We start from the raw sequence: 23,795 nt of genomic DNA, 5'->3' as shown, positions 1-23,795 counted from the left end.
TTCACTGAACCGGCTCCGAAGGAAACTACCTTCGGATGTGTCGGTTGCCGGGCAAAGTCAAGTCATTCGGCCGCTTGCTTGACCGAGCCGTGTGCGTCCGGATGCTCATCATGGTGCGAACCGGTCGAACGGCTCCAGCGAGCAAACGCGTTCGAAAGCCGGTCGAGATAGAGATAGACCACCGGCGTCGTGAACAGCGTCAGCGCCTGGCTGACGAGCAGGCCGCCGACCATGGCATAACCGAGCGGCTGGCGAATTTCCGATCCCGTGCCGGTACCGAGCATCAGCGGTACGCCGCCGAGCATCGCCGCCATCGTCGTCATCATGATCGGGCGGAATCGCAATAGCGCCGCCTTTCGGATCGCGGCTTCGGGCTCGAGCTGCTCGTCGCGCTCGGCCGTGATCGCGAAGTCGACCATCATGATGCCGTTCTTCTTCACGATGCCGATCAGAAGCACAATCCCGATCAGGGCAATCAGGCTGAAATCGAATCCGAACAGCATCAGGATGGCGAGCGCACCGACGCCCGCGGACGGCAGCGTGGATAGAATCGTGAGCGGGTGGATGTAACTTTCGTAGAGAATGCCGAGGATCAGGTACACCACCACGAGCGCTGCGAGGATCAGCAGCGGCACCGTGCCGAGCGATTGCTGGAACGCCTGCGCGGTGCCCTGGAAGCTCGAATTGAGCGTCGTCGGCGCGCCGAGCTCGACCATCGCTTTTTGAATCGCGTCGGTCGCCTGGCCCAGTGCTACGCCCTGCGCGAGATTGAAGCTGATCGTGGTCGCCGGGAATTGGCCTTGATGGCTGATCGACAGCGGCCGCACCGGCACGCTGGTCCAGGTGGCAAAGGTCGAAAGCGGCACCTGGTCGCCGGTGGCTGGCGATTTCAGGTAGATCTTGTTCAAGGTGTCGAGGCTGCCCTGCAATTCCGGCAGCACTTCGAGCACCACCTTGTAGGTGTTGAGCTGCGTAAAGTACTGCGTCACCTGGCGCTGGCCGAACGCGTCATACAGCGTGTCGTCGATCAGTTGCGGCTGGATGCCGTAGCGCGCGGCGGTGTCGCGGTTGATTTTCAGCTCGAGCGTGGTGCCGTTGGTCTGCTGGTCGGTCGCAACATCGCGAAGCTGCGGCAGCGTCTGCATCTTGGCCAGGATTTTTGGCGCCCATTCGTTCAGCTCGGCCAAATTGGCGTCCTGCAGCGTGAATTCGAACTGGGTTCGCGTCGGCCGGCCGCCGAGGCGAACGTCCTGAGCCGCCTGCATATAGAGACGGGCGCCATCGACCTTCTCGAGCTGCGGACGCAGGCGCGCGATGATTTGCTGCGCGGATGCCTTGCGCTCGTCGCGCGGCTTCAGCGTGATGTAGAGATTGCCGTTATTGCCGGCGCGTCCGGAGCCACCGATCACCATTGCGATCGAGGCCACATCGGGGTCGGCCTGCACGATCTTTCCGAGTTCCTCCTGACGACGCTTCATGTCGGCGAATGAGATGTCCTGGCTGGCTTCCGAAGTGGCGGTGATCAGGCCATTGTCCTGCTGCGGGAAGAAGCCCTTCGGGATGATCACGAACAGATAGACGGACAGCCCGAGCGTGGCGAAGAAGATCATCAGGGTCGTCAACTTCCAGCGCAGCGCGAGATCGAGGCCGCGCTCGTAGAAGCGCAGCATCGCATCGAAGGCGCGCTCGCTCCATTGATAGACCCGGCCGTGCCTGACCTCGCCATGCCCGCGCAGGAAGCGCGAGGCCATCATCGGCGTCAGCGTCAGCGACACGATCATCGACACGAAGATGGTCATTGCGAGGACAACCGCGAATTCACGAAACAGCCGGCCGATGATGCCGCCCATCAGCAATAGCGGAATCAGCACGGCGATCAGCGAGATGCTGATCGACACGATGGTGAAGCCGATTTCGCTGGCGCCCTTGAAGGCAGCAGCCAGCGGCCTTTCGCCTTTCTCGATGTAGCGCGTAATGTTTTCCAGCATCACGATGGCGTCGTCGACCACGAAGCCGACGGCAATCGTGAGCGCCATCAGCGAGAGATTGTCGAGCGAATAGCCGCACACCCACATCAGCGCGCAGGCGCCGAGCAGCGCCAACGGCACCGTCACCGCGGGGATTACCGTCGCCCAGAAATTGCGCAGGAAGATGAAGATCACCATTACGACCAGCGCGATCGTGAGCAGCATGGTGAATTGGACATCCTCGACGGCGGCACGGATCGTCGTGGTGCGATCACTCATCACCTCGACCTTGATAGCCGGTGGGAGCGCAGCGAGCAGGCGGGGCAGCGTCCCCTTGATCTGGTCGACGGTCTCGATGACGTTGGCGCCGGGCTGCTTGAATATCACCAGGAATACGCCGCGCTTACCATTCGCCCAGGCCGCCTGCTTGGCGTCCTCCGGGCCGGTGACGGCCTGGCCGATATCGCGGATCCGCAACGGACCGCCATTGCGATAGGCGATAATGACGTCGTTCCAGTCCTTGGAATCCGTTAGCTGATCATTGGCGTAAATGGTGTAGGCACGCCGCTCGCCGTCGATATTGCCCTTCGGGCTGTCAACGGTCGTGATCGCGATCTGGCTGCGCACGTCCTCCAGTGACAGGCCCTTGGCGACGAGTTTCGCCGGGTCGATCTGAACGCGGATCGCCGGCTTCTGCTGACCGCCGATGATGACCTGGGCAACGCCTGAGATCTGGCTGATCTGCTGCGCGAGCTGGGCGTCTACGGAGTCGCTGACGGTCGTGAGCGGCAGTGTGTCCGAAGTAGCCGCCATGATCAGGATCGGCGAATCCGCCGGGTTGACCTTGCGGTAGATCGGGGGCGAGGGGAGGTTTTTCGGCAACTGGCCGCTGGCCGCATTGATCGCGGCCTGCACGTCGTTGGCGGCCGCGTCGATCGAGCGGTTGAGATCGAACTGGATGTTGACAGCGGTCGTGCCGAGATAGCTCGTAGACGTCATCTGCGCGACGCCTGGAATCTGCGCGAACTGGCGCTCAAGCGGCTGCGCCACCGACGAGGCCATGGTTTCCGGGCTGCCACCCGGCAGGTTGGCGGTGACCTGGATGGTCGGGAAGTCGACTTGCGGCAGGGGGGCGACGGGCAACAGCGGGTAGGCGACGAGGCCGATGAACATGATCCCCGCCATCATCAGCGAGGTGCCGATCGGGTAGCGAATGAAGGGCGCGGAGATTCCGCCGCTCATTCCTGGGCAACCTTGGCTTGGGCCGGATCGGAACTGGCGACCGCCGTGGTCACGAGCGAGCCGGGCTGAACCTTGAATTGACCTGCCGTGATCACCTGCTCGCCGAGCGAAAGTCCCTCGTCGACCACCGAGCGGCCGTCGATCGAGCGCGTCACCTTGATCTTGCGGAGCTCGGCCTTGTTGTCCTGGTTGACCGCGTAGGCGTAGAGACCATCGGCGCCATGTTGAACGGCGTCATCCGGAATCACGGTGGCGTCTTTCAGCGTCGCAACGAGCAGCCGCGTCGAAACCGACTGGCCGGGCCACAGCGCGTGATCCTTGTTGTCGAATACCGCCTTGAGCCTGATCGTCCCGCTCGACGTGTCGACCTGGTTGTTGATCAGCGAGAGCGTGCCGGTGGACAGCACCCGCTTGCCGTCGGTGGAGAGCGCGATGGTCCGGGGAGGAGCGGTGGCCAGCGCTGCCTTGATATCGGGTAACTGGTCTTCCGGGGCGGTAAAGATCACCGCGATCGGCTCGATCTGGGCAATGGTGACGATGCCGGTCTGGGTTGCGGCGTTGACGATATTGCCGACATCGACCTGGCGCAGCCCGGCGATACCGGAAATCGGTGCCTTGACAGTGGCGTAATCAAGCTGGGTTTGGGCGTTGGAGATCGCTGCCGTGTCGGCCTCAACCTGCGCCGTCAGTTGCGCGACGGTCGAGCGCTGCGTATCGGTCTGTTGCCGGGTCGCGAATTCGCCGAGCCTGGTAGAGCGCTGCAGGTCGAGACTGGCATTGGCGAGATTGGCGGCGTCCTGCGCCTTCTTGGCCTTGGCCTGATCGAGCGCGGCCTGGAACGGCCGCGGATCGATCTCGGCCAGGGTATCGCCCTCCTTGACGAGCTGGCCCTCCTGAAAGGCGATCCTGTTGATCTGGCCGTCGACGCGGCTGCGCACTACGACGGTGTTGAAGCCTTGCACGGTGCCAAGCCCGGTCAGATAGACCGGAAAATCGGCCTTCTCGACCGGGGCAGTCTTGACGGGGACGGCGGCGCGGGCCGGCGCGCGCTTCCCGGCGTCAGCCTGCGCCAGGTGTTCCTCGCCATGGAATCGCTGCCAGCCCAAATAGCCCAGCCCGGCAATCGCTGCGACCAACAAGACCCAACGGATGGTGCGTGATCTCGACATGCCGACCTACTTGTTTCGGAGAACAGGCAATGGCACCCAGAACGGTTCCCGGCGGAGACAGATATTGTCCCGGCGCCCTCGGGGCGTACATGCACGAGCGCTTGAGAATCCTAAACAATTGGAAAGGTTGCGGCAGCGCACGCGTGAGGATCGACATGACGACCGCGTGGCTCGCAATCTCATTCATGGCCGTCGAACGAACCGCAAATTAGAATCGTTTTGATCTGGATGGATTCAAGCGGCGTCTCGCCCCAACCGCGTTGACCCCGAAAGTTTCGCTCGGTACCACGGTGCAGGATTTGTCCGCCGCCTGTCGGTTGCTGCGAGCTGAAATTCATCAGCGGCACGTCCTATCGGAGCCGGACGAAGCGACGGCGGCGAGCTGGTGGTCGAGGATCTCTACGGTTCCCACGAAATCAAGCTCGCGGCCGGTGACCTCGTGTCTTAGTCCTGCGTCTAGTTGCATCTGGTCGCGCCGGTCACGCGGGGTATGCGTGTGGCATCTTTTTCCCGGCTCCAGAGCGTGGTACGGGATGCCTACGCCCGCAGCCTGATCTTCGATCTCGATACCTCGATCCAGGCCCTGGTGGAGCGGCTTGGGCGGGACGACCCTGAAACGGTCAAATTGACCGGTATCTATCACCACCTGATCCGCTACTGGGCCGAAGTATGAAGAACATGTCTCTTTCTCGCGTTAAGCTATTTGCGGTGATGTCGGCGCTGGCGATCCTGTCGCTGGCGGCGCCGTCGTCGGCCCAGCAGGGCACGCCTCCTGCCGCGTCGTCCGCACCTGCGGCCCAGCAGGCGCCCGCCGTATCGCCGGTCCCGGCCACGCCGCCCCAGCCGGCGGCTGCGCCGGCCGCACCTTCGGATTCAACCGCGACGCCTGCGGAACGCGAGAGCAAATTGCTGAAGTCGGCTGCCGCTGAACTCCGCGAATTGTCGCCCTGGTCGATGTTCATGTCGGCTGACGTGGTGGTCAAGGCGGTCATGATCGGTCTCGCCTTTGCCTCGCTGGTGACCTGGACCATCTTCATCGCCAAGATGATTGAACTGAGTGTGGTTCGGCGCAAGGTGCGCCGGGCGCTGGCCAAGATCGCCGACGCGAGGTCGCTGGCGGAAGCGCAATTCGCGCTGGGCGCCAAGGGCAGCGTATTGTCGTCCTTCCTTGCGGCAGCGATGCGCGAGGCACGGCTATCGGCGGGCATCTCGAGCGACGCCGGCATCAAGGAGCGCGCCGCGTCGAGCTTTTCGGAGATCGTGCGCGCCGAGGCGCGTCGGATCCGGCTCGGTATGGGCCTGCTAGCGACCATCGGCGCGACCTCGCCGTTCGTCGGACTGTTCGGCACCGTCTGGGGCATCATGAACAGTTTTATCGGCATTTCGAAATCGCAGACCACGAACCTCGCCGTGGTGGCGCCCGGCATCGCCGAAGCGCTGCTTGCGACCGCGATCGGTCTCGTCGCCGCGATCCCGGCAGTCATCATCTACAATCACTTCGCGCGCGTCACCAAGGGTTACATGGAACTGGTCAGCCGCGCATCGGGCGCTGCGGGACGGTTGCTGTCGCGCGATCTCGACCGTACCCACGTTAGTTCACACGGCGGCTCGCATGCCCGCGCGGCGGCGGAGTAGGCGATGGGCGCGTCAATCGCAGAACACGACCTCGATGATGACAGCGATTTCGCTGAATCGCACGAGATCAACGTCACGCCGTTCATCGACGTCGTTCTGGTTCTCTTGATCATCTTCATGGTCGCGGCGCCATTGTCGACCGTCGACCTGCCGATCGATTTGCCGACGTCGACCGCAACCCCGCAGAAGAAGCCGGACAAGCCGACCTATGTCAGCATCAAGCCTGACCTCTCGGTTGCGATCGGTGAGAACATGGTCAAGCGCGTCGACCTGGTGCGCTCGCTCGATGCGATGCCGGACAGCAGCAAGGAGCGCCACGTCTTCCTGCGCGCTGACCGCGCCGTGCCCTATGGCGAATTGATGGACGTGCTCGAAATCCTGCGCGCCGGCGGCTATTCCACAAATCAAGCTGGTGGCGCTCGAAGGCGTTCCCGAAGCAGCGGCGGCGCAAGCGGCGCCGGCAAAGCCTTGACCGGCCTCGACGAACAAAAGCCTTCGCGGCGGCTCTGGATTTCTGCCGCGGTGATTGCGCTCGCGCTCCACATCGGCGGCGCTGCGCTGGCGATCGCACATTTGCAGACCGAAGAAGCCGATGACGCCCTCGGCGCGTCGGCGATCGAGATCGGGCTCGAGATGGCCTCCGTTCGCCGCGAGGTGACCGATCTGCCGCCGGGTCCGGATACCGATGCTTCCGCGGCATCGCCGCAGCTCGCCGAGCAGAAGGCCGAGGTCAAGGAAACCGAGTTGCCGCAGGACAAGCCGACGGAGCCCGAAGAGGCCGACCGGGTGGTGACGGAGAACGAGTCGAAGAAGCCGGAAGAGGACGACCCGAAGATCGCGGCGGTGCAGACGCAGGCCTCCACCGAGTCGGTTGCCTCCGAGGCGACCGCGACGCCGAGTTCAGAGGACATTCCGGAAGGGCAGCGTTCCATCGCACCGGTGATAGGCACCGGCGAGAGCGCACGACGCGCGCGCGCGACCTGGCAAAAGGAGCTGGTCGCGCATCTCGACAAGCACAAGCGCTACCCGAAAGAACGGCAGCAAAAATCCGCCGAGATTCAGATTCGCTTCACGCTCGACCGCATGGGCCGCGTGCTCTCGACCGATATCGAGAAGGGGTCGGGCGATCCGGCCTTCGACGAGGCGGCGCTGGCGATGGTGCGCCGCTCCGATCCGGTGCCGATGCCGCCGCCTGTCATCGCCGACGAAGGCCTGACATTCACGTTGCCGGTGATCTTCCGCGTCAAGAACAAGAGCTGACGCCCGCGCATTCCACTAGCCCTACTGCGTCATAAGTTCCTCATGGTGAGGAGCGCGAAGCGCGTCTCGAACCATGAGGCCCCGTCTGTGGCCTGCATCCTTCGAGACGCCCGCTCTGCGGGCTCCTCAGGATGAGGGTTTGAACGGGTGTGACGCAGTAGAACTAGATCGGATAATGCTGTGGCCCGGTTTCGATCGTGATCCAGCGCAACTCGGTGAATTCGGCGATGCCGGCCTTGCCGCCGAAGCGGCCATAGCCCGACGCCTTGACGCCGCCGAACGGCATCTGCGCTTCGTCGTGAACCGTGGGCCCGTTGACGTGGCAGATGCCGGAATCGATGCGCTTGGCGACCTCGAACGCGCGCGCGATGTCGCGTCCGAATACTGCTGCCGATAGCCCGTATTCAGTGTCATTGGCGACGCGAACGGCTTCGTCCGCGCCGTTGACGCGCACGACGCAGACTACCGGACCGAACGATTCCTCGCCGTAGATCCGCATCGACGAGTTGACGCCGTCGATCACCGTCGCCGACATCAGCGTTCCCTCGCTGCGCCCGCCTGCGACCACCTTGGCGCCCTTGCTGACGGCGTCGTTGATCAAGGCCTGGATGCGGGCCGCGGCATCGGTGCCGATCAGCGATCCCAGCGGCGCGTTACCCTTGCGCGGATCGCCGGCGACAAGCGATCCGGCTTTCGCCGCGAGCTTCGTTACGAAGGCATCAGCAATCTTCTCGTCGACGACGAGGCGCTCGGTCGACATGCAGATCTGGCCCTGGTTCATGAAGGCGCCGAACGCTGCGGCGGCAACGGCGGCGTCGATGTCGGCATCGTCGAGCACGATCATCGGTGCCTTGCCGCCGAGTTCGAGCAGGGCAGGCTTGAGATACTTGGCCGCCACCTGCGCGATGATGCGGCCGACGCGCGTCGAGCCGGTGAAATTGACGCGCCGCACGGCGGGATGGCCGATCAGCATTTCGATCAGCGCAGGGGCATCTTCCGGCGCGTTGGTGATGACATTGAGCACGCCGGGCGGCAGGCCGGCGTCGCGCAGGCATTCGGCGATCAGCCGGTGGGTGCCCGGGCAGATTTCGGAGGCCTTCAGCACCACGGTGTTGCCGCAGGCAAGCGGCAGCGCGATGGCGCGTACGCCGAGAATGACCGGCGCGTTCCACGGCGCCATGCTCAGCACCACGCCGGCGGGCTGGCGCACTGCCATCGCGATACAGCCCGGCTTGTCGGAAGGGATGACTTCGCCCGAAATCTGCGTGGTGATGGCCGCCGCTTCGCGCAGCATGCCGGCGGCCAAGTGAACATTGAAGCCGGCCCAGCCGGCCGTCGCGCCGGTCTCCGCCGCCATCAGCTCGATGAACTGGGGTGCTTTCGACGCCAGAAGATCGGCAGCCTTCAACAGGATCGTGCGTCTCGCGTTCGGACCGGTAGCGGACCATGCGGGGAAGGCGGCGGCTGCAGTGTCGGCCGCGCGCTTCGCATCCGCGATCTGGGCTGCCGCGGCGCGGCTTGCGAGATCGCCGGTGACCGGGTTGAGGCGATCGAACGTCGCGCCGTTCGATGCCGGGACATCCTTGCTTTCGAGCAGCAGCGAAATTTCATACATAGCTTTCTCTCCTCACGCGTGGCGTTACGATGATGATGCGGTGGCCGGCGGTACGCCGCCGAGATAGGCACGCTGGACGGCGGGATCGGACTTCAGTTGATCGGCAGTGCCGTGCCCGACGATGACACCGTTTTCGAGCACATAGCCGCGATCGGCGATCCGCAGGCTCTCCTGCGCGTTCTGTTCGACAAGCAAAAGCCCGACACCGGCCTCGCGCACCCGCAGCAAGGTGGCGAACAACTCCTGCACCATCGCGGGCGAGAGCCCGAGCGACGGTTCGTCGAGCAACAGGATATCCGGATTGGACATCAGCGCGCGGCCGATGGCGAGCATCTGCTGTTCGCCGCCGCTCATGGTGCGCGCGATTTGGGCGGCGCGTTCGCGCAGGCGTGGAAACAGCGCAAGCACCTGCTCGCGCCGCGCCGCTTCGCCCTCGCGGGCGCGCTTCGGATTGGCGCCGAGCAGAAGATTTTCCTTCACCGTGAGGTCGCCAAAGATGCCGCGGCCTTCCGGCACCAGCGCCAGCCCGCTTTCGACGATGTCGTGGGCGGCAAGCGCGGAGATATCGCGGCCGCCGAGACGCACCTGCTTGCCGGGAAGCGTACGCACGACGCCCGCGATGGCTTTCAGGAGCGAGGTCTTGCCAGCGCCATTGGCGCCCAGGATCGTTACGATCTCACGGCGGCCGACGCTGAGGGCGACGCCGTCGAGCGCCCGATGCAGGCCGTAAGCGAGGCTGAGATTTTTGACCTCAAGCATCGGCGGCTACCCCGCCAAGATAGGCCTTCACGACGGCCGCATCGCTCAGCACATCCACAGTGGCGCCTTCGGCGATCTTGCGGCCGCTGCTCATGACGATGCAGCGGTCGCAAAGCGCGCGAACCGCGCTCATCACATGCTCGACCAGCACGATGGTGATTCCGTCAGCCCGCAATGATCGGATCAGGTCGATGCCGATCGCAAGCTCGGATGGATTGAGACCGGCGAGCCATTCGTCGAGCAGCAGCAGTCGCGGCTTTGCCGCGAGGGCGCGTGCGAGTTCCAGGCGCTTGCGGTCGATATAGGTGAGGTCCGCCGCGGGCCGCTGGTCGTGCCCGGCAAGACCGACGCGATCAAGCAGCGTATCGATCCGCAGTTCTGCCTCGGAGGCGGGCAGATGCGGTCCCTGGAACGCCAACCCCGCCTTGATGTTCTCGCGGCAATCCATGCCGTCGAGCACGCGGACGAGCTGGAATGTCCGGGCAAGGCCGAGCCGCGCGATCCGGTACGACGCAAGGCCTGCGATGTTCTGGCCCGTCAGGCGGATGGTGCCGGCATCGGGGCGCAGCACGCCCGAGATCAGATTGAGCGCCGTGGTCTTGCCCGACCCGTTGGGGCCGAGCAGGCCCATGATTTCGCCTTGGGCGACCGTAAAGTCGAGATCGTTGACCGCGACGAGCCCGCCGAACGCGCGCCGCAACCCACTGATCGTCAGCACTGGTGTTCCGTTGCCCTGGCTCATGCGGCCACCCGCTGTGTGGGTTTGCCGCCCGCCGTCGTCGACAGCTTCTCGAACAATCCCGCGACGCCCCTCGGCAGCATGTAGACGATCAGCAGGAAGATGCAGCCGAGGATGATGGTGAACGTGTTCGGAAAGCGCGCACTCAGCAGTTCGAACAGTAGCGTAAGCGGCACCGCGCCAAGTACCGGCCCCCACAGCCGGTGCGCGCCGCCGAGCAGCGCCATGATCAGCACCTGAAACGAGATCATCGAATTGAAGGCGATCGACGGCTCAATATAGGTCCAGCGCGGCGCCATGATTGCGCCGACCAGCGTCATGACCGTGGCGCTGATCGTGAACAGGGCGACCTTGGCAAAGGTGGTGTTGATCCCGCAATGTTTTGCGACGGTCTCGTCTTCGCCGATCACCCGCAGCGCAAAGCCGAGGTGGGAGCGCGCGATCAGCCAGCCCAGCAGGAATACGGCGGCGGTCAGCGCCAGCAATTGCCAGTAAATATCGGCCTGCGTGATGTCGACAAAGACATAGCGCCCGAGCACGCGCGACTTGTTGACCTCGAACCAGACCACAAGCTGGCGGATCAGTTCAGTCAATCCAAAGGTGAAAATGACGAAATACACGCCGCTCAAGCGCAGCGTCGAGAGTCCGACGATGGCGGCCACCACGGCGCCGAGCGCGGCTGCGGTCAGCAGTACGAGCGGCCATGGCAAGATCTCGCCGAGCACGGCAACGGTATAGGCGCCGACACCGAAGAAGGCGGTGGTTGCCAATGAGACGTAGCGGGTGGGTCCAGAGAACATGCCCCAGGCCGTCGCCAGCACGGTGTATTGCAAAAGGCTGATGGCGAGCGCGAGGTAGTAGGCATTGCCGAGGCGCGGAACGAGCGCCAGCAGCGCAAGCGCTGCGAGCGCTGTGGCACCGAAGCCGGCGATACGCGCGCTCATCGCGTCGCCCTGCCAAACAGGCCGGCCGGCTTCACCAGCAACACGGCGAGAAACAGTGCGAAATTGACTGCAAGCGTGAGCCCGGGATCGACATAGGAGGCAACCAGCGCCTCGCTGAGACCAAGCGCCAGGCCTGCGACCAGGCAGCCCAGCATGTTGCCGACGCCGCCCATCACGACGACGATCAAAGCCTTCATCGTGAAGACGACGCCGGAGGACGCGCTGAAGGTGAGAAAGGTGCTGACCAGCACGCCAGCGGCGGCGACCAGCGCGCCACCCAATGCAAATGTCAGGGCCGAGGCCTGCGGCACATTGATGGCGACAAGCTGGGCGGCGAAAGGATCGACGGCGACGGCGCGTACCGCCGTGCCGGCGCGGGTCCGTGTCAGCGCGGCATACAGCGCCAGACCGAGCAGGATGGTGATCCCAAGCGCGGCGAGGCGGTTGGCTGCGACAGTCTCGCCGAGAAATTGCACAGGGAAGGCCAGGAACGAATAGCTGTAATAGGCTCCGCCGAACAGCGCGAGCATCAAGCCCTGAATGACGAAGGTGAGGCCAAAGGTTGCGAGAATGCTGTCGACCTCGAGCGCGTCGCGGTTCGGCGCGCGGCGCACCAACGGCGTCAGCAGCAGTTTGTAGATTGCAAAGTTCAGCACGAAAGCGAGGGGGACGACCAGCGCCAGTCCGACAAGCGGACTGATCGCCCAGCCCGTGAACAGCCAGTGCGATGCAAAGGCGGCGGCGATCAGGAACTCGCCGTAAGAGAGGTTCATGATGCGCGCAACGCCGTACTGGAGCGTGAGCCCCATGGCGATGAGCGCATACATGCCGCCCAGCATCAGGCCGGTCAGAATGGCGTTGGTCATTGGCGTGCTGGCCGCGTCCCTATCTTGACGTTACGGGGCCACCCACGCCGGCTTCGGGACGATCGCGGTGCGCGCGCCTTCGTTCTTCGCCGGTGCGATGCCATAGAACTCGCCATCCTGCCACTGGCCGACCCACCAGTAACGCGTCGGCATATTGTTCTCGAGCTTGACCTTGCCGATCACGGTGTCGAACGTGCCGGTCTGCAGATCCTTGATCACGGCGGCGCGGTCGATCTTGCCGACGCGCTCGATCGCCTGCTGCAGCATCTGCAGGCTGGCATAAGTGACCGCGCTCGCCCAACGGTCCGGCTCCGCCCCGTTGGCGGCGGCGGCCTTGTGGCGGGCGAGATAGTCCTTGATCGCCGGACTGTCGCCGCTCCAGCCGCCGATGCCCATCACGCCTTCGGTGTTCTTGCCGAATTTTTGCTTGTAGAGCGGGAAGGCGGTGCCGACGCCGGTATAGAAAACCTTCGGATTGAGGCCTGCGATCCGCGATTGCTCGGTCAGCGCCAGCGTATCCGGCGGATAGCTGAAGGCAATGAAGACATCCGGGTTGAGCGCCTTGATCTCGTTGACGATCGGCGCCAGATCCTGCGTGCCGATCGGATAGCTCTTGTCGTAAGCGAGCTTGAACTTCGCGTTGGTGAGTGCCGGCCGCGCCGCCGACGACAGATCGATCCCGAAGCCGTCGGCAATGCTGACCATCGCCACGGTGTCGCCGATCTTCTTTTCGTCGCGCAATTTGTTCAGCAATTCGACCAGCGATTTTGCGGCGTCCGCGCTGGTGCCGAGCAGCCAGAAACTGTTGGGCCAGCGCTTGGCGAGGTCGGGCGCGCGGTCGGTCACGGCTGTGGCGGCGAGGTGCGGATAGCCTTCGCGGTTGAGCGTCGGGCCGACGGCGAGGTTGAGGCCGGTGCCCCATGGCGGCAGGATGAAATCGACCTTGTCCTGGTTGATCAGCCGCTCGAGCGCGCGCACCGCCTCTTCGGCATTGGAGCGGTCGTCATATTGCACGACCTCGATCGGCACGCGCTTGTCACCGAGCTTGATGCCACCGGCGGCATTCACCTCCTTCACCCACAATTCGTAGTTGGGGATGGTGGTGACCGCGGCGCCTCCGGTGTTGGGGCCGGTGCGCGAAATCGCGTAGCCGATCTTGATCGAGGTTTGCGCCTCAGCGATGGCGGTCAGGCCGAGCGTAGCGGCGCAGGTGGCGGCCGCCAGCAAGGCAGTGCGCCGCGTCAGGAATGTCATCATCTTGTCCTCCCAGGGTGCGTCGACCGGCGCCATTGAAACTGGCGCTCGTGATCGCCCTGACGTTAGGGGAGGTTGCCGGAAGCTTGGAATTGGACGAAGCCGGGGAAAGATTGTACTTTTCTGGCAAATCTTCCGCTTCACTGGCGGCGGATTGTCTCAGGAGAGGGGGCATGTCGGCATCACCAGGGCTGAACGGACTGCCGGTCGGCGTCGCGCTGGCGGTACGTGCGGAGGCTTTTTCGGCTGCCCTGGCGGCTCGATCGTGGGTCATCCGCCAGAAGGCAGAGCGCCGGGCGCATCTATTGTTGCTGCAATCGGACCGCGGCCGGGCTTCATGGCACGGAACGGGCGTCGCGCTCGAAGCGCCGGCGCTGCTCTGGTTGCCGGGCAGCACCGATGCAGCGCTGCACGTTGGTCCCGGCGCGCGTGGCTTCCTGTTGTCGGTGGACGATGCTTTCCTGATCAAGATTATCGCGGGCAGTGCCGAGGCGCTGCATCTGCGCAGGACCACTGAGCGCGTTGCGCTGGTTGCCGGCGAGACGCTCCCTCCACATCTCGACACGATCGCCGAATCCTGCCGCGCGATCGTGGCGGAGTTGCGCGGGCCCGGCTTCGGCGGCGCGACGCTGATCGCGTCACATCTGCTGTTGCTGTGTCTGCAACTCTGCCGGCTCAGCGCCTCGCATGATGAGCGTCACGAGGTTGCAGCGCGTGGCGGTGGTCCGGCGCTGGTCGGCAATTTCCTGCAAATGGTCGAACTGCACTACCGCGACGGCTGGCCGGTGGCGCGCTATGCGGATGCGCTCGGCGTCACATCCGACAAGCTGCACGCCCATTGCCAACGGGAGAAAAACTGCGGCCCGCGCGCGATGATCCATGAGCGCCTGGTGCGCGAGGCCTGTACGCGTCTGCAGCAGCTCGATCTTCCCGTCGAGCAGATCGGATACGGCCTGGGTTTCCGCGATCCCGCCTATTTCAATCGCTTCTTCCGCAAGTATTGCGGCGCATCACCGGGCAGCTATCGTCGGCAGATTCGACTGGAGCACGCACGCAGCGGTCCGTCCTACGCGGCGTGGCCGTGAAAGCCGCGTCCTCTTTCCGAACGGGAGAAGGTGGATTCGGCCCATCGTCACCGCGTCAATCCGGCGGGCCGACGCAATTACTTCGTTCGAAGCTCAGCGCCAGAAGTAGCGGATGCTGACGTAGACGATGGCGAGGCAGATGAAAATCAGCGCCACCGGCAGCCGCGGTTTTGCCGCTTGGCCGGATGCGGCCTGTTGTTTTGGCCGGGGGGCCGGACGGCGGAAAGCGGTGACGTTGCCGCTGTCGGTGGCCGGCTCGCTCGTGCGCGAAGGAATCTCGGGCGGCGTTCCGGAGCCGCCCATCTCCGCATAGTAGCTCTTGTACATGAGCTGGATGGTGGCCTCGGAAGCGTCCGCCTCGGTCATCTTCGCAAGGAGCAACTGCCTGTAGCCTTCAAGAAAGTTTTGCGCTTCAGCGGGCAGGGCGGTGAAGCCGTTGAGCTTGGCCAGCATTTTCCATGTTGCAAAATCTGCCCTCGCGCGGGTGTCGGCGCGTCGCGCAATCAACATATCGGCAGCTTTTGTCGCCATGGCCCGGGTCGGTTCATCCCTTGTGGGTTCGTTTCTATTTGAAGCTTAAGCGTTGCCGGTGATGAAGAGAAGCGCGTTGATCACATAACCGGTCAGTGTCCGCAGTATCGCCGAAATAACATCAAGATTTAGGCCGAGCTGCGCGCCGATGATGGGAAGCAGGATCAGAAGGCCGATCAAAATCAGCATCCCATACGGTTCCAGCCGCGACAGCGGGTAAGCCAGCACCCGCGGCAAGAGTCCGACGGCGACCCGGCCGCCATCCAGCGGCGGGATCGGCATCATGTTGAAGATCGCCAGCACGATATTGATCAGGAAGGCGTTTTTGAGGTTGTCCGCGGTCCATTTGGCGGCCTCTGCCGGTACCAGAGGCAAGGCATGGAAGGCTAACGCCACGATGATCGCCAGAATGATGTTGGTGGCGGGTCCGGCCAGCGCCACCCAAACCATGTCGAGCCGGGGGTTGTTCAGGTTCCGGAAGTTCACCGGGACCGGCTTGGCATAACCAAACACGAACGGCGAATGCGATAGCAGCAGAATGCCGGGGAGAATGACGGTCCCGAATGGGTCGATATGCTTGAAGGGGTTGAAGCTAACCCGGCCAAGCTCCCATGCGGTCTTATCCCCGAGCCGATACGCCACGAAAGCGTGGGCGGCCTCGTGGAAGGTGATGGCGATGAGGAGTGGGAGCACCCAGACCGATATGCCGTAGAGTGAGATGTTCACGAGACACCGCTCAGTTGAAGGCGATCGGAATAGCGTCGCGCGTTGCACGCCGCACCGAAACCTCATCAAGATGGTTTGAGATGGTAGAGCGCAAGTGGTCCGCGAGCAGCGTGCCCGCCCGTGACAGATTCGCGGTGCGGTGCAGGCAAATGTCCGCGGCCGGCAGTCGCGGCATGCCGTCGCGCTCCGACAGGGGGCGTAGCTTCGGCGGAAATGTACCTGCCTTTACGATCGTCACCGCAAGCCCCTGCGCCGCAACCGACTCGACGGCCGCAAGGCTGTGGCTGACGAAAGCCAGCCGCCAGGGCCGCTTGGCGGCATCCAATGCCTCAATTGCCCATTTTCGGAACAGGCAGCCCTGCGGATAAAGCGCAAGCGGCAACGGATTTTGCTGCTCAACGGGGTGAAACGCACCGGTTGCCCAGGCGGCCTGTTCGCGGCGCAGGAATTCGCCCTCGCCATGTCCCTCCGGGTGCATCGCAATGACGAGGTCATAGGCCTTGCCGAGGCGCGCGGGCATGGAAGAGGTGAGCCCTATCTCCATCTCGACATGGACCAGCGGGTAACAGGCGGCAAAGCTCGCCAGCACAGGCGGAACGATCAACGTTCCGTAGTCGTCCATCACGCCCAGGCGCACAACGCCTTCGATCTTGCGCTCCCGCAACTTACCGACAGCCTCGTCGTTTAGCGTCAGGATACGCCTTGCGTATCCGAGCAGCCCTTCGCCTGCGGAGCTCAAATCGACATTGGCTTTCGTGCGATTGAACAGTTCGACGCCGAGGCGTTCCTCCAGGCGCTTGATCTGCATGCTAACCGCGGATTGGGTTCGATTAAGCTGGGTAGCCGCGCGCGTGAACGAGCGGCTGTCGGCCACCGCCACGAAAGCCTTCAAGAGATCCGGATCGAGGACGGGCGCGCTCATAAGTAAATGTTATTTCCTCCATCACGGAAATTCCATTTCTTGATTACTAAACCCTCCCTACCTTGCACGCAAGCCGGAAGGGGAAAGTGTATGAGCGAGGCATGGGGCGTGTTGGCGGCGATCCTATCGAGCGGCCTGGGCGGGACTTCGATCGGAGCAACGCGCTATCTGGTGAATGCGGTTGATCCGCTGGCGATCGGTTCGTTTCGGTTCGGCATCGGTTTTTTGCTGTTGTTGCCGGTGGCCCTTCTGCAAGGCGCGCAGTGGCCGCGGCGTCCCGACTGGTTGAGCGTTGCCGGGTTGGGTGTGCTGTACTTCGCCCTGTTCCCGATCCTGTTCAATGCGTCTCTGATTTTCACGACAGCGGCGCGAGGCGCCCTGGCCCTGTCGACGCTTCCGTTGCTGACGATGGTGGTGGGAGCGGCGCTCGGCAGCGAGGCCCTTACGGTACGCAAATCGATCGGTGTCGTGACCGCGACGCTCGGGGTCGCCCTGGCGCTTTTGTCGAACCTTGCTTCCGCGCCGCCGGGGGCCTGGCGCGGCGATTTACTGATGATCGCCGCGGCCCTGTGCATGGCGCTCTACAGCATCTGGTCCAAGCCATTCATCGCTCGCTCCGGGCCGATTCCCTTCACGACCGCATCCATGGGCGTCGGGGCTGTGTGTCTTGTCCTGGTCTCGTACTGGCGCGGCAGTTTTGCGCCGGTCGCAGCTTTCGAGGTCCCGCAATGGCTGGCTGCCATATATCTCGGTGCCTTCGGCAGCGCGCTAACGTTTTATCTTTGGGCGTTCGCGCTGGCGCGCACAACGCCGACCCGCGTCGCGATCTCGGTCACCGTCAATCCGATCACCGCGTCGCTGGTTGGCGCGGCCTTGCTGGACGAACCGCTCCGCTGGAATCTTGTTGCCGGCATCCTCGCGGTGTTCGCTGGCATCTGGATCGCTACGACTTCGGGCCGGCGTCCTGCAACGCGATTGTCCCGAGTGTCGATTAACTAGTACGTCGCCCGGCCGCCCGAGATATCGAACACCGCACCGGTCGAGAACGCGCAATCTTCCGACGCCAGCCACGCCACCATCGCCGCGAGTTCTTCCACCAGCACAAACCGCCCCTTCGGAATCTTTGACAGCATGAAATCGATGTGCTGCTGCGTCAGTTGGTCGAAGATCGCGGTTTTCGCCGCCGCCGGCGTCACCGCGTTGACGAGGATGTCGTGCTGCGCGAGCTCCTTGCCGAGCGACTTGGTCAGCGCGATCAGGCCGGCCTTCGAGGCCGAATAATGCGCGGCGTTGGGATTGCCTTCCTTGCCGGCGATGGAAGCGATGTTGACGATGCGGCCGTATTTTTGCTGCAGCATCGCAGGCACCACTGCCTTGCAGCAGATGAAGGGGCCGTCGAGATTGATGCGCAGCACTTTGCGCCATTCGTCGAGGTCGGTTTCCCAGACCGTCTTGTTGATGCCGGCGATGCCGGCATTGTTGACGAGGATGTCGATCTTGCCGAGTGTCTTCAGCGTTTCGTCGCGAGTCTTCTCGACAGCGGCGAGGTCGGAGACGTCGACCTTGAAGGCGGACACAGCCGGGCCGATTTCCTTCGCGGCTCTTTCCGCGAGCGGCAGGTCAAAATCCCAGATCGCGACCTTCGCACCCGATGCGACGAAGCGTTCGGTGATCGCGCGCCCAAAACCCTGCGCCCCGCCGGTGACGACGGCGCAACGGCCGTTCAGATCGATCTTGTTCATGAAGATGGTCCCTTCCGCTCGATGTTCCTCATGGTGAGGAGCGCTATTGCGCGTCTCGAACCATGAGGCCCGTGGCCCATCCTTCGAGACGCCGCTTCGCGGCTCCTCAGGATGAGGATTGCGTTTACAGCGTCCAGCCGCCGTCGATGACGTGCGCGACGCCGGTCGTGAACGCGCTTTCGTCGCTGGCGAGATAAACGGCGAGCGACGCGATCTCCTCGGCGGTGCCGAGTCGCCCCATCGGCTGCCGCGCGATGAACATCTCGCGCCCGTTGGGGCCTGCTGCCGCCGCACGCTCCAGCATCGAGGGCGTCTCGATGGTGCCGGGGCAGATGCAGTTGCACCTGATACCTTTGGCGACGAAGTCGGTGGCGACCGAGCGCGTCAGCGCCGCGACCGCAGCCTTGGTCGCACCGTAGACGTAGCGGTTCGGTGCGGCCTTGAACACGCCGGCGGCGGAAGAGATGTTCACGATCGCGCCGCGGCCATTTTCAAGCATGCCCGGCAGGAATGCGCGGATGGTGCGGTGCATCGACTTGACGTTGAGGTCGAATGAAAAGTCCCAGTCCTCGTCGGAGCAGTCCAGCACGTTGCCGTGATGCACGAAGCCTGCGGCGTTGAGCAGGATGTCGGTCTTGCCGGCGCGCTTGGCCATGGCGGCGACGGCCGCGCTGTCGCGGACGTCGAGCCTTGCCACGTCGGCGATGCCTTCACTCTTGAGCGCGGCAAGGTTGGCCTCGTCGATATCGGTGGCGAACACCGTCGCCCCTTCACGCGCAAAAGCCACGGCGCAGGCGCGGCCGATTCCAACGGCCGCCGCGGTGACGAATGCGCGCTTGCCCTTCAGGCGGTCTGACATGGTCTTTTTCTCCTTGTTTCTTCGTTCGTCATTGCGAGGAGCCAACGGGTCCGGCCTCCGGCCGGCCCGATGATAAACTCCGCGACGAAGCAATCCAGACCGTTTCCGCAGAGGGATTTCTGGATTGCTTCGCTACGCTCGCAATGACGGTGGTTGCCTGATGAGCGATGGCTTAATGATTGTCCCGCGCCACGCCGACCGTGCCGGCGATATTCTGATAGCGCGTGGCGAGCTCCATGCAGGCGCCGGTGGCCTGCTGTCCGACGGTCGAGCGGTAGAGCTCCTGCCACGGCGTCTGGTGGGCCGGGTAGGGGAAGCCGCCCTTGTCCTTCAACTCGGCGCGGCGCTTCTTCAATTCATCGCTCGAGATCAAGATGTTGGCGTCGCCCGTGTTGAGGTCGATGCGAACCTTGTCGCCGGTCCTTAAGATCGCCAGTCCGCCATCGGCGGCGGCCTCGGGCGAGGCGTTGAGGATCGAGGGTGAACCCGAGGTGCCGGACTGCCTTCCGTCGCCGATGCAGGGCAGCGAGAGGATGCCGCGTTTGATCAGCGCCGCCGGCGGCTGCATGTTGACGACCTCGGCGCCGCCGGGATAGCCGATCGGCCCGGCGCCTCGGATGAACAGCACGCAGTGCTCGTCGATATTGAGCGAGGGATCGTCGATCCGGTCGTGATAGTCCTCCGGTCCCTCGAACACGACGGCGCGCCCCTCGAACGCATTCGGGTCTTTCGGATTGATCAAATAGCGGTCGCGGAATTCCTTCGAAATCACGCTGGTCTTCATGATTGCGGAATCGAACAGGTTGCCGCGCAGCACCAGGAAGCCCGCATCTTTCACCAGCGGCTTGTCGTAGCTCCAGATCACGTCGCCGTCGGGCTTTGGCGCCTCGCGGCAGTTCTCGCCGATGGTACGGCCGTTGACTGTGACGGCGTCCTCGTGGATGCGCTTGTGCGCCATCAATTCGCGCACCACCGCCGGCACGCCGCCGGCGCGATGGTATTCCTCGCCGAGATAGAAGCCGGCCGGCTGCATGTTCACCAAGAGCGGGATGTCGTGGCCATGTTTCTGCCAGTCGTCGATCGAGAGCTCGACGCCGATATGCCGCGCCAGCGCGTTGATGTGGATCGGCGCGTTGGTCGAGCCGCCGATCGCTGAATTCACCACGATGCAGTTCTCGAACGCCTTGCGGGTCAGGATGTCGGAGGGCTTGAGATCCTCCCAGACCATTTCGACGATCCGTTTTCCCGTCTCGTAGGCGATCTGACCGCGCTCGCGGTGCGGCGCCGGAATCGCGGCGCAGCCCGGCAGCGACATGCCGAGCGCTTCCGCCAGCGAGTTCATGGTCGAGGCCGTGCCCATGGTATTGCAATGGCCGACCGACGGGGTCGAGGACGCCACGAGTTCGATGAAGCCGTTGTAGTCGATCTCGCCGGCGGCAAGCATCTCGCGGGCTTTCCAGACGATGGTGCCGGAGCCGGTGCGCTCGCCGTTGTGCCAGCCGTTCAGCATCGGGCCGCCCGAGAGCACGATTGCGGGCAGATTGACGGTCGCCGCCGCCATCAGGCAGGCCGGCGTTGTCTTGTCGCAGCCGGTGGTCAGCACCACGCCGTCGAGGGGATAGCCGAACAGGACTTCGACCAGGCCGAGATAGGCGAGGTTGCGGTCGAGTGCCGCCGTCGGCCGTTTGCCGGTCTCCTGGATCGGATGCGTTGGGAATTCCATGGCGATGCCGCCGGCGGCCCGAATGCCCTCGCGTACGCGATGCGCCAGTTCGAGATGGTGGCGGTTGCACGGGGAGAGGTCGTTGCCGGTCTGGGCGATGCCGATGATCGGCTTGCCGGATTGCAATTCCTCCCGGGTCAGGCCGTAATTGAGGTAGCGCTCGAGATAGAGCGCCGTCATCCCCGGATTATGCGGATTATCGAACCACTCGAGGGAACGTAGTCTTCGGCCCTTGCCATTGGTGGCAGTCTTGTTGTCGTTCTTTTTCATTGGTTCCTCCCGCACTGCAAGCTCATAGGCGGCTAAAATCACGGCGGCGATCGCACCATGCTGAAAATTTCATCCGCTGCAACGCGCTTCGCCCGTGTTCTATTGAGCAGCCGATCTTAGTTCGGGCCAAAAGATAGCGCTACCATTTTCTATCCACGCTCAATCTATGCCCACAGACCCGGCCATCATGGTGCTTTGTCGCGTTGAGCTTTCACGAACGACCAACTGAAAGCCAAGGTCGAGCACCGGCGTCTGGGGACGACGGCCCTCGATCGCGTCGATCACCATGGTGATGGCGTGCCGACCCATTTCATAGCGATTGGTTCGCACGCTGGTGATCGAGGGCACCGCGGCGGCGGTGAACTCCAGGTCGTTGAAGCCGACAATTGCCAAGTCACGGGGAATCGATATCTGCCGACGCTGGCATTCGAAGAGAACGCCGAGCGCGAGGTCGTCGTTGACGCAGAAGACGGCGTCGATATCGGGCGTCTGGGCAAGGAGGTCGGCGAACAGCGTTCCGCCCAGCGTGACGGTCGTGGGCACGGACGTGGTGACGATGAGGTTCGGGTCGAACAGCGAGGCCGCTTTCATGGCATCACGATACCCTTCGAACCGCCGCTGCACGCGGGGGTCCATTCGCGCACCGAGAAATCCGATGCGGCGGCGTCCCTGCTCGAGGATGTGCGAAATCGCGGCAGAAGCTGCGTCGTAGTGTGAAAAGCCGACCATCATGTCGACGGGACTGTCGCCGATCTCCATGATCTGCGTGACCGGGCAATTCATCGACTCCAGGATCGTGCGCGATTCCGCGGTTTGGTTGATGCCGGTGACGATCAATCCCGCAGGCTTCTGCGCCCGAAACAGGCGCAGCAGCTTTTCCTCCTGCAGGATGCTGTAGCGCGTATTGGCAAGTTGAATGGTGTAGCGGCTACCTTCGGAGGAATCGTAGATGCCGCGCAACACATCGGCGAACACGTTGTTGGTGAGAGAAGGAATGACAACGCCGATGACTTCGGTACGGTGCGAGGCCAGCGCCCGCGCCGCGAGATTGGGTACGTAACCCAGTTCCTTCACGGCGCTATCGACGCGTTCCCGCTTGCTAAGCGACAGCGCTTCGGGGTTCCTGAAAAAACGTGATGCCGTGATTGGGCTGACGCCAGCGAGCTTGGCGACCTCGGTGAGGCGGATTTTGCCAGACTTTGTCTGTTTTCGTCCCATCTTGCGCTCATATCACAACAAATTAGACGTTTGAACAATTATTGACAGCGCTACCATCGGATTGCTAAAAGCCGCCAAACTGCGGATGATAATGACCGTTGAATTCGACTTCCGGCATTAGAGTCGAAAAGACAGCATGGCGTCGTCGCCCGTCTGTGGCGCCACAAAACAGAAAATGAGGGGAGTGAGTTCGATGTCGTCGGTACAGATTCGCGACGTGCGCAAGTCGTTCGGAAACTTTGAAGTTTTGCACGGCGTGTCGATTCCGATCGAGGATGGCGAGTTCGTCGTGCTCGTCGGCCCCTCCGGCTGCGGCAAGTCGACGTTGCTGCGGATGCTTGCGGGCCTCGAAAACATCACCTCCGGCACGATTTCGATCGGCGATCGTGTGGTCAACAATGTCCAGCCCAAAGAGCGCGACATTGCCATGGTGTTTCAGAACTATGCGCTCTATCCGCACATGACGGTCGCCGACAATATGGGCTTTTCGCTCAAGCTGCGCGGCGCCAAGCCCGAGGAAATCTCGACTGGCGTCAAGCGCGCCGCGGAAATCCTGGCACTGACCCCGTTGCTCGATCGCTATCCCCGGCAATTGTCGGGCGGCCAGCGCCAGCGCGTCGCCATGGGCCGCGCCATCGTGCGCGACCCCCAAGTGTTCCTGTTCGACGAGCCCTTGTCCAACCTCGACGCCAAGCTGCGTGTTGCGATGCGCACAGAGATCAAGGAACTGCACCAGCGGCTCAAGACCACGACGGTCTACGTTACCCACGACCAGATCGAGGCCATGACGATGGCCGACAAGATCGTGGTGATGCATGACGGCATCGTCGAGCAGATGGGCACTCCGCTCGAACTCTATGACACCCCGGCCAACCAGTTCGTCGCGGGCTTCATCGGCTCGCCCGCGATGAATTTCCTTAAAGGCAAGGTGAAGTCGAACGGCGTCGCCGGCTTCGAAGGCCCGAACGGCGTCAAGCTGCCGCTGCAGACGGCGCCCGCCAATTCGGAAGGCCAGCCGGCGGTTTACGGCGTGCGGCCCGAGCATTTCACCATCGCCGATGACGGCGCCGAGGCCGAGATCGTCGTGGTCGAGCCGACCGGTTCGGAAACCCAGGTCTTCGCCAAGCTCGGCGGTGAGCAGGTGGTCGCCGTGTTCCGCGAGCGGCATCAATTCAGTCCGGGCGACAAGGTCCGGCTCAAGCCGGATCCGGCGCTCGTGCATCTGTTCGACGAGACGACCGGCAAGCGACTGAATGGCTGAAATAACCA

General features: G+C 63.4%; 20 protein-coding genes and 2 pseudogenes. 7 read left to right on the top strand and 15 right to left on the bottom strand.

The window, feature by feature from the left end; all coding sequences use genetic code 11:
- Positions 1 to 62 precede the first annotated feature (62 nt).
- On the bottom strand, positions 63 to 3,209 hold the full coding sequence (locus tag V1292_RS29030) for a multidrug efflux RND transporter permease subunit (protein WP_334375995.1): 3,147 nt from the start codon (positions 3,207 to 3,209) through the stop codon (positions 63 to 65).
- Positions 3,206 to 4,378, bottom strand: coding sequence for an efflux RND transporter periplasmic adaptor subunit (locus tag V1292_RS29025; RefSeq protein WP_334375994.1), 1,173 nt, complete (start codon positions 4,376 to 4,378; stop codon positions 3,206 to 3,208). The genes V1292_RS29030 and V1292_RS29025 overlap by 4 nt, the downstream gene beginning before the upstream one ends.
- A 350-nt stretch (positions 4,379 to 4,728) precedes the next feature.
- Between V1292_RS29025 and V1292_RS29020 the strand changes: the two are divergent.
- The 4 genes and pseudogenes from V1292_RS29020 to V1292_RS29005 all read left to right on the top strand — a co-directional run.
- Positions 4,729 to 5,051 (top strand): annotated as a pseudogene (locus V1292_RS29020) (PKHD-type hydroxylase); the annotation flags it as partial.
- Positions 5,048 to 6,013: a tonB-system energizer ExbB gene (exbB, locus tag V1292_RS29015; protein ID WP_442895570.1), complete on the top strand. Its 966-nt coding sequence runs from the start codon at positions 5,048 to 5,050 to the stop codon at positions 6,011 to 6,013. The pseudogene V1292_RS29020 and the gene exbB, both read left to right, overlap by 4 nt.
- Before the next feature lie 3 nt (positions 6,014 to 6,016).
- Positions 6,017 to 6,485 (top strand): annotated as a pseudogene (gene exbD, locus V1292_RS29010) (TonB system transport protein ExbD).
- Positions 6,482 to 7,273 carry an energy transducer TonB gene (locus tag V1292_RS29005; RefSeq protein WP_334375992.1) on the top strand — a complete coding sequence of 264 codons (792 nt, stop codon included), beginning with the start codon at positions 6,482 to 6,484 and terminating at the stop codon, positions 7,271 to 7,273. Before exbD ends, V1292_RS29005 begins: the two are co-directional and overlap by 4 nt.
- A 163-nt stretch (positions 7,274 to 7,436) precedes the next feature.
- Here the strand turns inward: V1292_RS29005 and V1292_RS29000 are convergent, their stop codons facing one another.
- From V1292_RS29000 to V1292_RS28975, 6 genes are read right to left on the bottom strand one after another with little or no spacing between them, the layout of a single operon-like run.
- Positions 7,437 to 8,888 carry an aldehyde dehydrogenase gene (locus tag V1292_RS29000; RefSeq protein ID WP_334375991.1) on the bottom strand — a complete coding sequence of 484 codons (1,452 nt, stop codon included), beginning with the start codon at positions 8,886 to 8,888 and terminating at the stop codon, positions 7,437 to 7,439.
- Positions 8,889 to 8,912: 24 nt separating this feature from the next.
- Complete coding sequence (locus tag V1292_RS28995; protein ID WP_334375990.1) at positions 8,913 to 9,647, bottom strand: ABC transporter ATP-binding protein; 735 nt, start codon at positions 9,645 to 9,647, stop codon at positions 8,913 to 8,915.
- Complete coding sequence (locus V1292_RS28990) at positions 9,640 to 10,389, bottom strand: ABC transporter ATP-binding protein (protein WP_334375989.1); 750 nt, start codon at positions 10,387 to 10,389, stop codon at positions 9,640 to 9,642. Before V1292_RS28990 ends, V1292_RS28995 begins: the two co-directional genes overlap by 8 nt.
- A complete protein-coding gene (locus V1292_RS28985; protein ID WP_334375988.1) occupies positions 10,386 to 11,330 on the bottom strand; it encodes a branched-chain amino acid ABC transporter permease in 945 nt (314 codons plus the stop codon). Before V1292_RS28985 ends, V1292_RS28990 begins: the two co-directional genes overlap by 4 nt.
- Positions 11,327 to 12,196, bottom strand: coding sequence for a branched-chain amino acid ABC transporter permease (locus V1292_RS28980; RefSeq protein WP_334375987.1), 870 nt, complete (start codon positions 12,194 to 12,196; stop codon positions 11,327 to 11,329). Before V1292_RS28980 ends, V1292_RS28985 begins: the two co-directional genes overlap by 4 nt.
- A 30-nt stretch (positions 12,197 to 12,226) precedes the next feature.
- Positions 12,227 to 13,450 (bottom strand): amino acid ABC transporter substrate-binding protein, encoded by a 1,224-nt coding sequence (locus tag V1292_RS28975; protein ID WP_334377198.1) that lies wholly within the window; start codon positions 13,448 to 13,450, stop codon positions 12,227 to 12,229.
- A gap of 173 nt (positions 13,451 to 13,623) precedes the next feature.
- On the opposite strand from V1292_RS28975, the gene V1292_RS28970 reads away from it, so the two are divergent.
- Positions 13,624 to 14,535: a helix-turn-helix domain-containing protein gene (locus tag V1292_RS28970; RefSeq protein WP_334375986.1), complete on the top strand. Its 912-nt coding sequence runs from the start codon at positions 13,624 to 13,626 to the stop codon at positions 14,533 to 14,535.
- A gap of 93 nt (positions 14,536 to 14,628) precedes the next feature.
- Here the strand turns inward: V1292_RS28970 and V1292_RS28965 are convergent, their stop codons facing one another.
- The 3 genes from V1292_RS28965 to V1292_RS28955 all read right to left on the bottom strand — a co-directional run bounded on the left by V1292_RS28965 (position 14,629) and on the right by V1292_RS28955 (position 16,714).
- Entirely contained in the window at positions 14,629 to 15,045 is a 417-nt protein-coding gene (locus V1292_RS28965) for a hypothetical protein (protein ID WP_334377197.1), read from the bottom strand.
- Between the two features lie 66 nt (positions 15,046 to 15,111).
- Positions 15,112 to 15,792, bottom strand: coding sequence for a site-2 protease family protein (locus V1292_RS28960; RefSeq protein ID WP_334375985.1), 681 nt, complete (start codon positions 15,790 to 15,792; stop codon positions 15,112 to 15,114).
- 10 nt (positions 15,793 to 15,802) lie between these two features.
- Positions 15,803 to 16,714, bottom strand: coding sequence for a LysR family transcriptional regulator (locus V1292_RS28955; protein ID WP_083219157.1), 912 nt, complete (start codon positions 16,712 to 16,714; stop codon positions 15,803 to 15,805).
- A gap of 90 nt (positions 16,715 to 16,804) precedes the next feature.
- On the opposite strand from V1292_RS28955, the gene V1292_RS28950 reads away from it, so the two are divergent.
- On the top strand, positions 16,805 to 17,713 hold the full coding sequence (locus V1292_RS28950) for a DMT family transporter (RefSeq protein WP_334375983.1): 909 nt from the start codon (positions 16,805 to 16,807) through the stop codon (positions 17,711 to 17,713).
- Here the strand turns inward: V1292_RS28950 and V1292_RS28945 are convergent.
- The 4 genes from V1292_RS28945 to V1292_RS28930 all read right to left on the bottom strand — a co-directional run bounded on the left by V1292_RS28945 (position 17,710) and on the right by V1292_RS28930 (position 22,526).
- On the bottom strand, positions 17,710 to 18,456 hold the full coding sequence (locus V1292_RS28945; protein WP_334375982.1) for an SDR family NAD(P)-dependent oxidoreductase: 747 nt from the start codon (positions 18,454 to 18,456) through the stop codon (positions 17,710 to 17,712). The genes V1292_RS28950 and V1292_RS28945 overlap by 4 nt on opposite strands.
- A gap of 124 nt (positions 18,457 to 18,580) precedes the next feature.
- Positions 18,581 to 19,315 (bottom strand): SDR family oxidoreductase, encoded by a 735-nt coding sequence (locus tag V1292_RS28940; protein WP_334375981.1) that lies wholly within the window; start codon positions 19,313 to 19,315, stop codon positions 18,581 to 18,583.
- Between the two features lie 172 nt (positions 19,316 to 19,487).
- Positions 19,488 to 21,308, bottom strand: a complete 1,821-nt coding sequence (locus V1292_RS28935; RefSeq protein ID WP_334375980.1) for an IlvD/Edd family dehydratase — start codon at positions 21,306 to 21,308, stop codon at positions 19,488 to 19,490.
- Between the two features lie 159 nt (positions 21,309 to 21,467).
- Complete coding sequence (locus tag V1292_RS28930) at positions 21,468 to 22,526, bottom strand: LacI family DNA-binding transcriptional regulator (protein WP_334375979.1); 1,059 nt, start codon at positions 22,524 to 22,526, stop codon at positions 21,468 to 21,470.
- A gap of 193 nt (positions 22,527 to 22,719) precedes the next feature.
- On the opposite strand from V1292_RS28930, the gene V1292_RS28925 reads away from it, so the two are divergent.
- Complete coding sequence (locus V1292_RS28925) at positions 22,720 to 23,787, top strand: ABC transporter ATP-binding protein (protein ID WP_334375978.1); 1,068 nt, start codon at positions 22,720 to 22,722, stop codon at positions 23,785 to 23,787.
- The last annotated feature ends 8 nt before the right edge of the window (positions 23,788 to 23,795 follow it).

Source organism: Bradyrhizobium sp. AZCC 1719, assembly GCF_036924525.1.
Classification (GTDB): domain Bacteria; phylum Pseudomonadota; class Alphaproteobacteria; order Rhizobiales; family Xanthobacteraceae; genus Bradyrhizobium.
Note: the sequence above shows the minus strand (reverse complement) of the source record. Positions and strands in the feature narration are given on the sequence as shown.